General features: G+C 72.9%; 12 protein-coding genes. 6 read left to right on the top strand and 6 right to left on the bottom strand.

Annotated features, from left to right (window positions below; genetic code table 11):
- The first annotated feature begins 21 nt into the window (after nucleotides 1-21).
- Together ACZ5DC_RS28745 and ACZ5DC_RS28740 are read left to right on the top strand one after the other, a co-directional pair.
- Entirely contained in the window at nucleotides 22-771 is a 750-nt protein-coding gene (locus tag ACZ5DC_RS28745) for a type VII secretion system-associated protein (RefSeq protein WP_468657407.1), read from the top strand.
- Between the two features lie 255 nt (nucleotides 772-1,026).
- Nucleotides 1,027-1,833, top strand: coding sequence for a mycofactocin-coupled SDR family oxidoreductase (locus tag ACZ5DC_RS28740; protein WP_468657405.1), 807 nt, complete (start codon nucleotides 1,027-1,029; stop codon nucleotides 1,831-1,833).
- Nucleotides 1,834-1,895: 62 nt separating this feature from the next.
- Here ACZ5DC_RS28740 and ACZ5DC_RS28735 read toward each other — a convergent pair whose 3' ends face one another.
- The gene (locus ACZ5DC_RS28735; protein ID WP_468657403.1) at nucleotides 1,896-2,651 is read right to left on the bottom strand and encodes a dienelactone hydrolase family protein; all 756 of its coding nucleotides are present in this window, start codon (nucleotides 2,649-2,651) and stop codon (nucleotides 1,896-1,898) included.
- Between the two features lie 605 nt (nucleotides 2,652-3,256).
- On the opposite strand from ACZ5DC_RS28735, the gene ACZ5DC_RS28730 reads away from it, so the two are divergent.
- A complete protein-coding gene (locus ACZ5DC_RS28730; RefSeq protein ID WP_468657401.1) occupies nucleotides 3,257-4,957 on the top strand; it encodes an amidohydrolase in 1,701 nt (566 codons plus the stop codon).
- A gap of 85 nt (nucleotides 4,958-5,042) precedes the next feature.
- On the opposite strand, the gene ACZ5DC_RS28725 is transcribed toward ACZ5DC_RS28730, so the two are convergent.
- Both ACZ5DC_RS28725 and ACZ5DC_RS28720 read right to left on the bottom strand, forming a co-directional pair.
- Nucleotides 5,043-5,927 carry a L,D-transpeptidase family protein gene (locus ACZ5DC_RS28725; RefSeq protein ID WP_468657399.1) on the bottom strand — a complete coding sequence of 295 codons (885 nt, stop codon included), beginning with the start codon at nucleotides 5,925-5,927 and terminating at the stop codon, nucleotides 5,043-5,045.
- Nucleotides 5,928-6,416: 489 nt separating this feature from the next.
- A complete protein-coding gene (locus ACZ5DC_RS28720; RefSeq protein WP_468657397.1) occupies nucleotides 6,417-7,352 on the bottom strand; it encodes a pyridoxamine 5'-phosphate oxidase family protein in 936 nt (311 codons plus the stop codon).
- Nucleotides 7,353-7,639: 287 nt separating this feature from the next.
- Here ACZ5DC_RS28720 and ACZ5DC_RS28715 point away from each other — a divergent pair, with 287 nt between their 5' ends.
- The 3 genes from ACZ5DC_RS28715 to ACZ5DC_RS28705 all read left to right on the top strand — a co-directional run bounded on the left by ACZ5DC_RS28715 (nucleotide 7,640) and on the right by ACZ5DC_RS28705 (nucleotide 10,134).
- A complete protein-coding gene (locus ACZ5DC_RS28715) occupies nucleotides 7,640-8,005 on the top strand; it encodes a hypothetical protein (protein WP_468657395.1) in 366 nt (121 codons plus the stop codon).
- 327 nt (nucleotides 8,006-8,332) lie between these two features.
- A complete protein-coding gene (locus ACZ5DC_RS28710) occupies nucleotides 8,333-9,172 on the top strand; it encodes an oxidoreductase (RefSeq protein ID WP_468657393.1) in 840 nt (279 codons plus the stop codon).
- Between the two features lie 104 nt (nucleotides 9,173-9,276).
- Entirely contained in the window at nucleotides 9,277-10,134 is an 858-nt protein-coding gene (locus ACZ5DC_RS28705; protein WP_468657391.1) for an oxidoreductase, read from the top strand.
- A 54-nt stretch (nucleotides 10,135-10,188) separates the two neighbouring features.
- On the opposite strand, the gene ACZ5DC_RS28700 is transcribed toward ACZ5DC_RS28705, so the two are convergent.
- The 3 genes from ACZ5DC_RS28700 to ACZ5DC_RS28690 all read right to left on the bottom strand — a co-directional run bounded on the left by ACZ5DC_RS28700 (nucleotide 10,189) and on the right by ACZ5DC_RS28690 (nucleotide 13,467).
- Nucleotides 10,189-11,091 (bottom strand): Bax inhibitor-1/YccA family membrane protein, encoded by a 903-nt coding sequence (locus tag ACZ5DC_RS28700; protein WP_468657389.1) that lies wholly within the window; start codon nucleotides 11,089-11,091, stop codon nucleotides 10,189-10,191.
- Between the two features lie 172 nt (nucleotides 11,092-11,263).
- On the bottom strand, nucleotides 11,264-11,911 hold the full coding sequence (locus ACZ5DC_RS28695; RefSeq protein WP_468657387.1) for a peptide deformylase: 648 nt from the start codon (nucleotides 11,909-11,911) through the stop codon (nucleotides 11,264-11,266).
- A gap of 161 nt (nucleotides 11,912-12,072) precedes the next feature.
- Nucleotides 12,073-13,467: an FAD-binding protein gene (locus ACZ5DC_RS28690; protein ID WP_468657385.1), complete on the bottom strand. Its 1,395-nt coding sequence runs from the start codon at nucleotides 13,465-13,467 to the stop codon at nucleotides 12,073-12,075.
- Nucleotides 13,468-14,076 lie beyond the last annotated feature (609 nt).

The following is a 14,076-nucleotide window of genomic DNA, read 5'->3' as shown; positions in this document are numbered from 1 at the left end:
TCTATGTGACAGGAACTGCGCATGACGGAACAGCACGCACTTGCCGGGCGGAACATGGATCCGGCACCCACCGACGACGCACATGACGACTCCGACTCCATCGCCCTGCCCATCCCGCCGCCGGAGATCATCAGCGCCGCCCGTCTCGCGCGCGGCCAGTGGCTCACGGAGGTCGATCCCGTCTGGGCGGACGAGGACGACGTGCCGTCGTGGGCAATCGTCGGTGAGTGGCAGACCGATTCCAGGGGGCTGATCGTCGCCTGGCGCGCGAACGACGCGTACCGGCCGTCGCCGCTGGCGCTGGGCTGGCCCGAACCGACGGACCCGGTCGACCAGGCGATGCAGTGGGCTGCCACCGGACACGGGCCGGTCGAAGCAGTCCTGGAGGCCCTCGTCGACGCCGAGGAGGTCGCCGTCCTCACCACGCTGGACGGGTCCTTCGTCACCGCCCTCTCCCAGGACGGCGCCGAGGTGGTCCCCGTCTACACGGCCGCGGACCAGATGCTGGGCGTCGGTCGTCTGACCGCGCGTACGGCGCCCGTCGCCGAGCTGCTGGACGGGCTCCCGGACGGCCACGAGTTCTACCTCAACCCCGCCGGCCCGGTCGCCATGCGCGTGCGGACCGAGGCGTTGCGGGAAACGCTGGCCCGGGCATCGGCCGAAGCCGAGCGTCCGGAAGACCTGTCACCGGGTCTCGAACCGGCCTTCGTGCCCGTGCCCACACAGTCCGCGGAAGCCGAGGAGTCACTTCAGGCCCCCGTCGGTCCCTGACCCCACCGACCCGGCCGAGGAGGCCCGGGCACCGTGAAGTCCGCGCCTTGGCAGCCGGGACGGCGGCCGGTCGCCGCCTCGCGTGCACCGCGACGGACATGTGATCCCCGCCGCCCCCGGATTCCGTGTCCCTGGTGAGCGGGCCGGAACCCCGGCTCCCCAAGCCGGCCGGACCGGCCCGCCGCTCGCGCACCGGCTCGGTGGCCGGCCTCGCCCCCTGGGCGGCGGACACACATCTTCTTCGAGGAGACGGTAGTGGGACGTGTGGAGAACAAGATCGCACTGGTCACGGGCGCGGCACGCGGGCTGGGCCGCAGCCACGCCGTCCGCCTCGCCGAGGAGGGTGCCGACATCATCGCGCTGGACATCTGCGCACCGGTCGCCGGCATCGACTACCCGATGGCCACCCTCGACGATCTGCGCACCACCGGGAACCTGGTGGTGGAGGCGGGTCGCCGGGTCGTGACGGCCGAGGTGGACGTCCGGGACCGGCAGGCCCTCACCGAGGCGGTTCAGGCCGGGGTCGCCGCACTCGGGGGCCTGGACATCGTGGTGGCCAACGCGGGTGTGGCGGCGTTCGGACGCTGGGACGACACGGACGGGCAGCAGTGGGAGGCCGTGCTGGGTGTGAACCTCACGGGCACCTGGAACACGGTGGTCGCCACGATTCCCCATCTGCGGGCCAGCGGCGGCGGTTCGGTCGTGGTCACCGGCTCGGTCGCCAGCGTCGAGGGCCTGCCCTGCGCGGAGGCGTACACGGCCTCCCAGCACGGTGTCTTCGGACTGGTGCGCTCGCTGTCCGCGGAACTGATCGAGGAGCGCATCCGCGTCAACGCGGTCCGCCCGACCGGCGTGTCCGGAACGGGCATGCCGCAGACGCTGCACGCGGTGGCGGACGTCCAGGCGGGCACCCGCGGGGAGTCCGCGTTCCGCCACGGTTTCGGGGCCGACACCGTCGAACCCGCGGACGTCAGCAACGCGGTGCTGTACCTGGCGTCCGAGGCGTCACGGTACGTCACCGGTACGGCCATGCCCGTGAACGCCGGCCTGATCAGTCACTGACCGTGCACCGCCGCAGGGACCGAAGGGACCGGCATCCCGAACATGACCCGCGCTCCGCGCCCTCAGAGGGTGCGGGCGAGAAGGGAGAGGAGCTCGGTCCAGTGGCGCTCGGCCGCAGCGGGGTCGTAGGCGGCGGTGTCGGACTGGGTGTAGCCGTGGTGCGCGCCCTCGTAGACCTCGCACCGGTGCTTGACGCCTGCCTCGGTGAGTGCCTGCTCAAGGCGCCTGACCTGGTCCTCGGGCATCGACGGGTCGTCGTCGGCGTGCGCGAAGTACAGCTCGGCTCCGACCCGGCCGGCGAGCAGGTGCGGGCTGTCGGGCGCCTCGCTCGCCAGCCAGCCGCCGTGGAAGCCGGCCGCCGCGGCGACCCGGTCGGGATGGGTGCCGGCCGTGTACAGCGCGAGCCGGGCGCCCATGCAGTAGCCGGTGACGCCCACCGGTCCCTCCGCGACCGCGGGGGCGTCCGCGAGCCAGGCCAGGTAGGCCCCGGCGTCACGCTCGGTCAGGTCCGGCGTGAGCGACTCCATGACCGGGACGATCTTCTCCACGATGTCCGGGCGGGCCTCCATGTCGATGAACTCGGGCAGTTCCACGACCGGGGCGGGGCCGTGCCGGTAGAAGACGTTCGGGACCAGCACCGCGTATCCGGACGCCGCCAGCCGGTCGGCCATCGCCTTCAGATGCGGGCGCAGCCCGAACGCGTCCTGGTACAGGAGCACACCCGGGTGCGCCGTCCCGTCGTCAGGGTGGACGAGGTACGCGTCGGCGGTACCGTCGGCGGTGGCGATGTCCACGGAGGTTCGGCTCAGGGCGCTCATGGCGGGGCTGCCTTTCGGTGCGGTCGGGACGGGCGGCGGCACCACGGCACACCGCCCTGCTCACACATGTCGAACACACCTGTGCGTCCCGCGATTCCCGTTCGCCATGGCCGATCGACATATGTTTCTCCGCTTCGGCGGGTCTCGGCTCGAACGGGCCTCTGCTCGGACCACATGCCGGACACGGCACCGGCATGCCGGCCTGGCCGGTGACCATGGCGGCGACCGCCCGGGGGCCGGGGTCGCCTCATCGCGGCTCCAGGGGACGACGTGCAGCGCGGTGGCGCGGGCGGCGGGAGGCGGCCGTTCCGCCGGGGGAGAGGGAACGGCCGCCGGATCCGCCGCACCTCGATCGTGCGGCGGAGCTTCCCATACGGCAACGGATCAGGCACCCCGGAAGGTTCACAGCTGCCGGCTCGGCTCCGGAACGGTCCGCCCGCCTCCGGGCTCCGCTGCGAACTCATCGTACACACAACCGGGTTGGAGCCGGGAACGCCTGATGTTTCGCCGCGTGGACACATATGATCGTCCGGCGACATGCCACGACCACATGTCACGGAGCCGGTGGCCCGGCTCTGCCCTCACACCGCGAGGACAAGACTGACGTGAACGACGACTTCCACCCCGGCCGCCGACGCCTGCTGAAGATGTTCGGGCTGGGCGCCACCGCGACCACCGCGACCCTGCTCCAGGCCGACCCGGTGCTCGCCGCGACGCTCGGGTACGACGAGAAGACCGGTGTCTCTCCGACCTCGTACCGTGCCCCCAAGGGGCTGGCGAAGAACACAGCCGCCAAGCAGACGGCGCTCGACTGGATCTCGGCCAACGAGGGCGCGGTCACGAAGCTGAGCGACGAGGTGTGGCAGCACGCGGAGCTGTCGCTGCGCGAGTGGAAGTCCTCCCTCGCCCACGCCAGGCTGCTGAAGGACAACGGCTTCACCGTCGAGTGGGGCGCGGGGGGCTTCCCGACCGCCTTCGTCGCCACGTACGGCACGGAGGGTCCCGTCCTCGGCTTCAACGCCGAGTACGACGCGCTGCCCGGCCTGTCCCAGAAGAAGGGTGTGGGCAGCCACGACCCCCTGGTGTACAACTACGACGCCTACGGCCCCACTTACGGCGCCGGCCACGGTGACGCCCACAACACCCTCGGCGCGGGCGGCACCGCGGCCGCGATCGCCGTCGCCCAGGCGATCCGGGCGGGCGGCCTGAAGGCCCGGGTCAAGCTGTTCGGCAGCGCGGGCGAGGAACAGCTCGTCGGCAAGGCGTACGCCGTCAAGGAGGGCGTGTACGACGGGCTCGACGCGTTCCTGGACTGGCACCCGTTCAACATCACGGTGCCGTTCTGGAACACCACCAGCGCGCTGATCTCGGCCACCTTCACCTTCCTCGGTGCCTCCGGTCACGGCGGCACCCCGCTCGGCAACAAGAGCGGTCTGGACGGTGCGCTGCTGATGGCGACGATGTCGGAGTACCTGCGGGAGAAGAACGTCGCCCCGTCCGGGCGGTTCCACTACGCGATCATCAACGGCGGCGGCGCGCCCAACGTGACCCCGGACATGTGCTCCATCTGGTTCTTCGTCCGCGAGGGCAGCCCGGCCCGCGCCCGGGTGCTCTACGACAAGATCGTGGAGTGCGGGAAGGCCGCCGCCCAGGCCAGCCAGACCCGCCTGGTGCACAAGTTCCACTCCGCCACGTGGAACCTGCTGGCCAACAAGGCCGGCGCGGAGCTGCTCAACGACAACATGCAGCAGATCGGCGCCCCCAGTTTCACCGACGCCGACCACGCCCTGGCCAAGAGCATCCAGAAGTCGCTGGGCAAGCCCGAGGTGGGCATGCCGACCGAGCTGACCCCGCTCGCTCCCCCGGCGGCCGCGTACACCGGCGGGCTGGCCACCGACACCGCCGACATCAGCTGGCAGGCGCCCACCGCCGTGCTGCTGTCCGCGGCCTACCCGCCCGGCATCCCGAACCATAACTGGGGCGTCACGGCGACGGCGGCCACCAACATCGGCCACCAGGCCCTGCTGTCGGCCGCCCGCTACCTGGCCGCGGCCGCGATCGACCTGATCGAGCAGCCGGAGCGGCTGGACGCGATGAAGCAGGAGTTCAAGGACCGTACCGAGGGCGTCGCGTGGGCGTCGATGATCCCGGACGGCAACCAGCCGCCGCTGTACGAGCCGCCGGCCGGCTTCCTGAAGGCGACCGGGCAGAGCTGGCCGCCGAAGGGCGTGACCTGGCCGGTGCCCCCGGTGGTGTCCACCGAGCAGCTCGGCACCACCGGCCCCAACCTGCCGCCCGTCACCTGACGTCCGTCGCGCCGCGCACGCACCCGCCCGTGGCCGGTTCCTCCCGGCCACGGGCGGGTGCGTGTCCCGCCGGTGGACGCGGCGGTCACCGTGCCAGCGAGGCGGCGTCCCCCATGACGACCACCGGATGCAGCGCGGGATCGAGGGTGCGCAGCAGTTGCCTCATATGTGCCTCGGACAGGCTCACACACGCGTGGGTCGGGCCGCCGTGGTCGACGTGCAGCCATATTCCGCCGCCCTTGTCGGCGCCCTGCGGGCGGCTCCAGTCGAGCGGGGACCTGCCGGTCACGCGGTTGTAGTCGATGGCGACGACGTAGTCGAAGGACCCGGCGAGGGATTCGCCCTCGAAGCCGGTACCGCCGGCCGTGAACCCGCCCGAGCGCGTGTACGGCAGTTTCGTGCCCGGGTCGGGCAGCAGACCGCCGGCGTCGCTGAGGGTGAACACGCCGATGGGCGAGCGGAGATCACCGAGGTGGTGGTCCTTTGTCCAGCCGTGGAGGGCGTTGTGGGCCCGCCAGACGGCGCCGCCCTGCCAGCCGGTCGCGGTCTTCCGGTACAGCACCACCTGGGAGCGGGAGGAATCCTTGCCCTCGCCGGTGACCAGCACGACCTGCTGTGCGTCGGCGGGAACACGGGCGGCCGTAGCGGGCCCGAGACCGGGAAGGGCGGCGAGGCCCCCGCGGGCACCGTCGGCGTGCTGCGCCGCCCGCACAGGGGTGGCGTCCGGGGCGGACGGCCGTGCGGTAGGGGTCCCGTCCGGTGTCCGGTCCACCCGGACGGCGCCCTGGCCGCCCTGGGCCGCCGTCGCGCCGGTGGCCCCGCCCGGGCCGCCGCAGGCACCGACGGAGAAGGTGGCCACCAGGGCGACCACCGGCAGCGGCAGCCGTGTGCCGGTTCCGGCGAGCAGCCGGCCCTTGGGCGCGGACTTGCGGTGCCGGCCTCCGTGTCCACGCTGGTCGGATGACGACATGTCTGGGACATCCCCGTTTCTCGACGGTTCTCGGTCGGAGTGGGCGTTCGCACGAACAGGTGCGGTGCTGCCCGGGTCGCGCCCGCCGGACCGCGGGCAGGTCATACGCGTGAGGGCCCCTGCCCGCCGCATGCGGGCCGGCGATCACACGTTACAGCGATCACGGTCCCGGGTGCGAAGCGGGCACGGCGCTGACCCACGTCGCATGCGGGTGTCCCCGGGGGCACACACGGCTGGTACGAGCAGTCGCGGACGGGCCGACGCGATCCTCACACCTGTCGCCACCTTGCGACCTTCGGTGGAGCAAGGGCCGGCTGCCGTGACCGGCGCCTGGTACCGGGACGCGGTGCTCCTCGGCTGCGCGGTGGGTGTGCGGATCGGCGGCTTCGACCCGATCTACGCCTGCCAGGACGCCGGCACCGACCGCGCGACCGGTGTGAAGTCGGTGCCGGTGCGGTTCGGTCACACCGTCACGACGGTCCGGCGGTCTCAGTCGCCGCTCCCCCGGCGAACGGCGGCGGCCAGGGCGCGGAACTCGTCCCAGCGCACCTTGGGCCGGGGCAGCGCGCGCCGTTCGAGATAGCGGTCGGTCGCCCGCTTCGTACGGCGCAGCACGCCCAGGGCGTCACCGGCGCGCCCGGAGCCCATCGGTTCCACGACCTTCTCCGGCACCAGCAGCAGTCGGTCACCGGCTGTCTCCAGCCGGCCGCGGACCAGCGCGTTGTGCATGTTGTTCAGCAGCGCGTCGTGACGGTGCACCAGCAGCGAGGCGGGTCCGGGCACCGCGGCGCAGTCGGCGGGCAGGTCCACGACGTAGCCGCCGTCGGCGGGCGCCGGCCGGGTACGGGCGAGCACGGGCGCTCCGGACGCGTCGCGGGCCGCCAGCACGGCGCTGGCGTAACGGGACAGCTGCTCGGCTCCCGGCAGCGGGCCCGGGCCGGCGTCCGGCCGGCTCTCGCGCGGCCCGGGCACGGTGAGCGGAGGCCGGACGGCGACCTGCTCGGGCGTCACCGTGATCAGCAGTCGCAGGTAGTACCAGTCCATCGTCCACCGCGCGGGGGCGGAGACGTACGACCGGCTGTGCGGCTGCCGTTCGAAGAGCATCCGCCAGTAGTCCTCGGCGCCTTCGGGGCCCGTCATGATCTCGTCGGGGCATTCCGCCCTGCCGCCCACGAAGATCTGCGGCGCGTCGGTGAGGCCGCTGCCCATGGGGTCGGAGAAGAGCAGGCCGACGCGTCCGTCGCGGCGGATGTTCAGCGCCTTCTGCGCGAAGGCGAGGGAGGTGGTCAGCAGCAGGGTGCCGTTCTCGTTCCGGCGTGCGGCCGTCGGCCAGGCGGCTGGGGTGCCGTCGCGTCCGAGAGTGGCGAACTCGCAGGTCCGATAGGCGTCCAGGACGTCCAGAGGGGCCGCGTCGAGAACTGTCACGGTTCTTCTCTTCCGGTGGGCAGACGTGGGTCGGGGAACACGTGTCGATGACGGGTGGTGGTCAACTGCCGATCGCCGGATGCCAGTTCGGCACGCGGGGCCGCCCGCTGCGGGCAGGCTATCAGCCACACATGTGCGGATGACCGAATCCGCACTCTCGCCTACATGTTTGAATGTGCAAGGATCTGGGGGCCGGCCGCGTTCGACCGGACCGGTCCGGCCGCATTCGACCGAACGGGGGCGCCGAGGCCGCCACGGCTCCGGCGCACGAGGAATGGGAGGATCGCATGTCCACCATGAGGACGCAGCTGAAGCTACGGAGCACTGCCGTCGCCGCAGGCATGGCGGCGGCCCTGATCGGCCTCGGTGCCGGCGCGGCGAACGCCGCCGGCTGGCCTCCGCTGCAGGAAGGCGCCTACCTCTACTCGGGCACCACCGGGACGGGATCGGTGACGAAGGTCGACCTCGGCGACCTCGGGACGTGCCACACGCTGTCCCAGGCGGCGCGGTCGATCCAGATAGCCAACGGCTCGGCCTCCGTGGAGCTGTACACCTCGGCCGGCTGCGGCGGCGCCACGGCATGGCGCAGCGGCACGCTGACCCAGACCGACCTTCCCCGCCCGATGCTGAGCTACCGGGTGGTCCCCGCGTAACGAACCCGCAACCCGCGAAGTGCCCGGGCCCGCGCCGTCGACGGCGCGGGCCCGGGCATGTGTGTTTTCCCCGCCGGAGCCTCGCCCCGCCGGACGGCGGCCGGGCCCGTGACTTAGGCGTACCCGGGACCGTCCCCGCCGCCGGGGCGGACAGTCAAACGACGGTCGTCCGTCGCGGACCGCGGGACCAGACTGGGAAACGTCCCGTTGATACGTATGTCGGGCGAGACGCCCCCTGTGCCGGCGTCTTGTGCGGTCTCGCACGCCTCGCCCCGGGATGCCCTACTCGCACAGTCACGTCGTCTGCAGAACGGACAGAGGTACAACATGGTGAGCACATGGCTGATCACGGGCGCGTCCCGGGGGTTCGGGCGCGCACTGGCGGAGGCGGTTCTGGCGGCCGGCGACCGGCTGGTGGCGACGGCGCGGCGTCCGGAGCAGCTCGCGGACCTGGTCTCCCGCCACGGCGAGCAGGTGCGCGCGGTGGCCCTCGACGTCACCGACCCCGTCGCCGCCCGGGAGGCGGTGCGGGCGGGCGTCGACGCCTTCGGCGGCCTGGACGTGGTGGTGAACAACGCCGGGTACGCCAACAGCGCCCCCATCGAGGAGATGGCGGAGGACGACTTCCGCGCCCAGTTCGAGGCGAACTTCTTCGGGGTCGTCAACGTCACGCGGGCCGCCCTGCCGGTGCTGCGCGCGCAGCGCTCGGGCACGTTCGTGCAGTTCTCCTCGCTGGGCGGCCGGGTCGGCGGCACTCCGGGCATGGGTGCCTACCAGAGCGCGAAGTTCGCCGTGGAGGGCTTCTCCGAGGTCCTGGCGGGCGAGGTCGCGCCGTTCGGGGTGAAGGTCGTCATCGTGGAACCGGGTGCCTTCCGCACGGACTGGCAGGGCTCCTCGATGGAGCTGCACGCCGTGGGGCCCGACTACGAGGAGACGGTCGGCGCCATGAACAAGTACCGGGCGGAGAACAGCGGCAACCAGCCCGGCGACCCGGTCCGTGCCGCCCAGGTGCTCATCGACGCCGTACGCGACGACGACCCGCCGCGCCGGCTCCTGCTCGGCGCCCAGGCGGTGACCATGGCCATGGAAGCGGGTGAGGCCCGCGCCGCGGAGACCCGCAAGTGGGCCGCGGCCAGCCGCGCGGCGGACTTCCCGGCCGGGGAGTAGGCACGCCGACGAGACGCCCCCGGACGTCTCCCCCGCACCCCCGATCCTCCCCTCCGCCCTCCTCCCCACGGCACCTTTTCCCACCCCTACCAAGGAGATCACCCATGTCTCGCAAGACCTGGCTCATCACCGGCGCGTCCAGCGGCCTGGGCAAGGCCCTGGCCGAACACGTGCTGGACCGCGGCGACCAGGTGGTGGCGACCGCCAGCTCCACGCGGGCCACCACCGAACTGGCCGCGCGCTACCCGGAGACCGCGTTGGCGGCCAAGCTGGACGTCACCGAGGCCGCCGACCGCGCAGCCGCGGTCCGTGCCGCCGAGGAGCGCTTCGGCGGCATCGACGTCCTCGTCAACAACGCCGCGATCGATTTCGTCGGCGCCCTGGAGGAGCAGGACGAGAGCGACTACCGCAGGCTGTTCGAGGTCAACTTCTTCGGCGCGGTGGCCCTCACCCGGGCGGTCCTGCCCGGGATGCGCGGCCGGGGCAGCGGCACCGTCGTCAACGTCTCCTCCATGGACGGCCTCGCGAGCCTGCCCGCCAACGGCTACTACTCCGCGAGCAAGTTCGCGCTGGAGGGCTTCACGGAGGCCCTGTGGCAGGAGATCGAGCCGATCGGCCTGCACGCGATGATCATCCAGCCGGGCTCGTTCCGCACCGGCATCGAGAACCGGACGAAGGTGTCCGGCGAGAGCATCGAGGACTACGCCGCCACGGCCGGCGCATTCCGCGCGATGATGGGCAGCCTCACGCCGGACATGTTCCCCGGTGACCCGGAGCGCGCCGCCGAGGCGGTCTACGACGCCGTCAACGCCCCGCAGCCGGCCCACTGGGTCGTCCTGGGCAGCGACGCCCAGCGGCGGATCGGCGTGAAGCTCGAACAGCTGCGGGCCGAGTTCGAGGCCGGCCGGGAGCTGGCCCTGAGCACGGACTTCCCGGGGGCCGCCGACAACGCGGTGCTCTGACTCCTCCGGAGGCACGCGGCCTCGCGAGCCCGGGACGGCGCCGTCCCCTCCCGCTCACGCCGGCCAGTGGGGTTCGTCTCCCGGTAGGGGGGCGAACAGCCGTACGGTCTCCACGTACAGCCAGGCCAGGGTCAGCGTGATGCCGAACGCGGCGGTCCAGGAGTGGTCGCGGGACGTGCCGTGGGCGATGCCGTTCTCGACCTGCCCGAGGTGCAGCGCCAGGAAGACCGTCCCGAGGGTCACCCCCACGACGCCCGTCAGCACGCCGAGTCCCCACGGACGCAGTCCGAGCCCCTGTGCGCCGATGAGGGGGAGGAGGAGCCAGTCGGCGCACGCCAGGAGGGCCGCCGCCAGCAGCGCGGCTCCGGTGAGGCCGTGGAACCGGCGGTGCGCCCGTAGCCAGTGCAGGGCGTGGGCGAGGAGGACACCGGCACCGGCCGCCATCGTGCCCAGCACGGTCTGCACGAAGACACCCGGCGAGAGCCGGCCGGACACCGTCGTCGAGAGCACGCCGAGGAACACGCCCTGCGACGCCGCGAACGTCAGCGTCCGGGCCGGGGAGGCCGGGTCGCCGCGGCGCTGGACGAGTACCAGCGCCGCGGCGAGCAGTCCGGCGCCGCCGGCGATGCCGTACGACGCCGCCGCCCCGACCGGGACGAGCGGCAGCAGCGTCCACGACAGGACGGCCATGAGGGTCGTGACCCCGAGCCCGGCCGCCGCCCGGGACAGGACAGCGTCCATCGTCATCAGGTCGCCCACGACGAGCGGCGGCGGAGCGGGATCGGGCGAGGGCACCGCTTCCACATCCGTGCCGGGCATGATCCGCTCCGGTGCCACGGGAAGCCCGGCACCCGCCTCCGGGACCGCCGTCTTGCGCCCGCCCCCGCGCCCGAACTGCGGGCGGGACAGGATCGGATTGCTGCTCTTCAACGCGGGCTGCCGCACCGTCGGTGTCACGCCTGTTCCTCTTCTCCGCCGCCTCGGACGTACCGCGCCCCGGGCAGTCCCGCCGGCGCGGAGCCCGCCGGATATTCCGGCCGCCGCCCGCCGCCCGGCCCGCGGGGGGCGTCCCCCGCCCGTCAGCCGCTCGACGTCGGGAGGCCGGGTGCGCCCGCTGCCCGACGGGCGGTCACGGCAGCTCGAATCCCAGCGCCTCGGCGGCCGTCTCGGCGGTGGGCTGCGACCAGTGCCGCGCGACGGCCTCGGCGGTGGACAGCGACCGCGGTTCGGCCACGTCCAGGTAGAGCGTGCCGTTCAGGTGGTCGGTCTCGTGCTGCACGATGCGGGCGGGCCAGCCGGTGAACACCTCGTCGACGGCGCGACCGCGCTCGTCCTGCCCGCGCAGCCGCACCCGGGCGTACCGGGCGGTCACCGCCTGCCAGCCCGGCACGCTCAGGCATCCCTCGAAGAACGCGGCCCTGGCCTCGCCCTCGGGTTCGTACGAGGGGTTGACCAGCACCCGGAAGGGCTGCGGGGTCCGGCCCCGCGCCTCCAGGGCTTCCCTCGGCCCGCGCGCCCCGTCCTCCAGCACCGCGATCCTCAACGGGACGCCGACCTGGGGCGCGGCCAGTCCGACCCCCGGAGCCGCGAGCATGGTCTCGCGCAGCGCGGCCGTGAACCGGTCGAGCAGCGCGTCGTCGAGCTGGCCGTCGTACGGTTCGGCGGTCCGGCGCAGCACCGGGTCACCGGCGGCCACGATGGGCAACGGGCCGCCGTGCTGGAGGAGTTCCTCCACCAGCCGGGTGAGGGGGGCGGGTGTCGGCTGCGGAGCGGACATGGGTCCTACTTCCCGGGTGGACGCGGGGACAGGTGTGCTTCACACATGTCCTGATCATCTTCCACACGTAGGCGAGGGAGCCCCCGGTTCACCCGGCCGGGCCGGCACCGGCCGCCGGTCGGCCCGGACGGCCGGTGAAGGGCGCCTGCGGCACGCCGGGATCAGGCGGGGAGGACGTTGTGGTTGAAGCGGAAGACGTTGTCCGGGTCGTACTGCTTCTTCACCGCGGTGAGCCGCTCGAACCGCTCCGGCCCGTACGCCTCGCGCACCCCCTCGGCGTCGGTCGCCTCGTCCGGGGAGAGGAAGTTCACCATGTTCCGCCGCGCCGCCCACGGCCGCAGCCCGTCGACCAGCTTGGCGAGGTCGGCCCGCAGCGCGTCCTCATGGCCCGGCGCCCCCACCGCGAAGGCGAAGAGCACGTACGGCAGGCCACGGCTCGACACCGCGTTGAGGACGGCCGGCTCCCGGTCGAAGGCACCGCCGAGCGCCCGGATCTCCACGTTCGCCAGCGTGCACCCCGACTCCGCGCCGACCAGCTCCAGCAGTGCCCGTTCCGTTTCCTCGGTGAACTCGTCCAGGCAGACACTGCGGTCGCAGTACGGGATCGGGTCCACCGGGTCCATGTGGATCTCCCCGATGGCCGAGTAGGGCTTCTCCCCCACCAGGTCGATCAGCGCCGGCGCGGCCGCGCGCAGCGGCGCGATCAGGTCGGCGCCGTCGGCGGCCGGGCCCAGGTAGCCGATCCGCAGGCTGACGACGAAGGCGCCGCGCAGCGGTTCGGGCAGCACCGGGATGTCGGGCAGTCGCTGGACGGCCACGGAGGAGGTCATGTCCTCCCCCACCGTGGGCAGCCAGGCGCGCCAGGCGGTGAGCACCTGCGCCAGGTGCTCACCGGGGAAGTAGATGCAGCCGCCGTAGAAGCGGGAGACCGGGAACACCTCGAACTCGATCTCGGTCACCACACCGAAGTTGCCCTTGCCGCCGCGCACGGCCCAGAACAGGTCGGGTTCGCTCACCGGGGTCACCTCGCGCAGCTCCCCGTCCGCGGTGACCATGGTCAGCCGGCGGACGTGGTCGGCCGCGTAGCCCAGGCTCCGCCCCAGCAGCGGGCTCTGGCCGCCGCCCAGGGTGTAGCCGACGACGCCGACGCCGGGCGCCGAGCCGACGAGGGGGGCCAGGCCGTGCTCGGCGGTGCGCGGCAGCACGTCGTCCCACCGGACACCCGCCTCGACCCGCACGAGGCGTTCCCGCTCGTCGACGACGATGCCCCGCATCCGCCGCGTCGTGATCAGCAGGCCGCCCTCGGCCGACGAGACCACCTGGTGGGCCGCGGACTTCACCGCGACGGGCAGGCCGTGCCGTCCGGCGAACCGGACCGCGGCCCGCACGTCGGAGGCGTCGGCCGCCCCGACCACCACGGCCGGACGGAGGGCGCAGGTCAGGTTGAACGTGGCGCACTCCTCCTCGTAGCCCTCGGCTCCCGGCTCCAGAACGGGGCCGCGCACGGACCCACGCAGGTCCGCCAGGTCTTCCGGCCGGAAATTGACACTCGCCACGCTGATCACACCTCACTGCGCACATGCGGAGCGTCCCGCGGAGACCATCCGTGTCCCAGCAGGCGGAACGCACAGGGACACACCCTGACGTCACCGGAACGAGTCGGACACACCTCATCGTTCACTCCGGCGGGGCCCGTCTCACATGTCGACGGAATCGGTCCTTGCCGGGGCCGCCCACCTCACTCACACGCACACGTGAACCGGTCATCGGCGAGGACGCGGCCGGGGCGCTCGCCGTGCAGCGGCTGCCGGCCGGACCACCGCTCTCCTCCTGGACACCCTGGGCGGAGGACTTGCTCTCGCCACCGCCCCGCCGCCGGGTCGCGTCGCCTCCCGGCTCACACCACATGTCACTCGGCGAACGCGCACACCCGTGCCCGGAACCGCTCGTCCGCCCGCTGCCGGCAGTCACCCGCACAGAGGGAGCACAAGAAACATTTCGGCCATACCGCGTGACGGAAACCCCATGGTCATTTAGGCTGCTGTTCCGAATGGGGTGGCAAGGTGGCGGCCGGTGCGGTACCGGCCGGGCGGCCGTCGCCGCGACGGAGCGGAGGCGGCGGCGTAGCCTCGCACTGCGCCCGGAGCACCCGTGCGCACAGGTGG

Source organism: Streptomyces sp. NPDC031445, from assembly GCF_055581365.1.
Note: the sequence above shows the minus strand (reverse complement) of the source record. Positions and strands in the feature narration are given on the sequence as shown.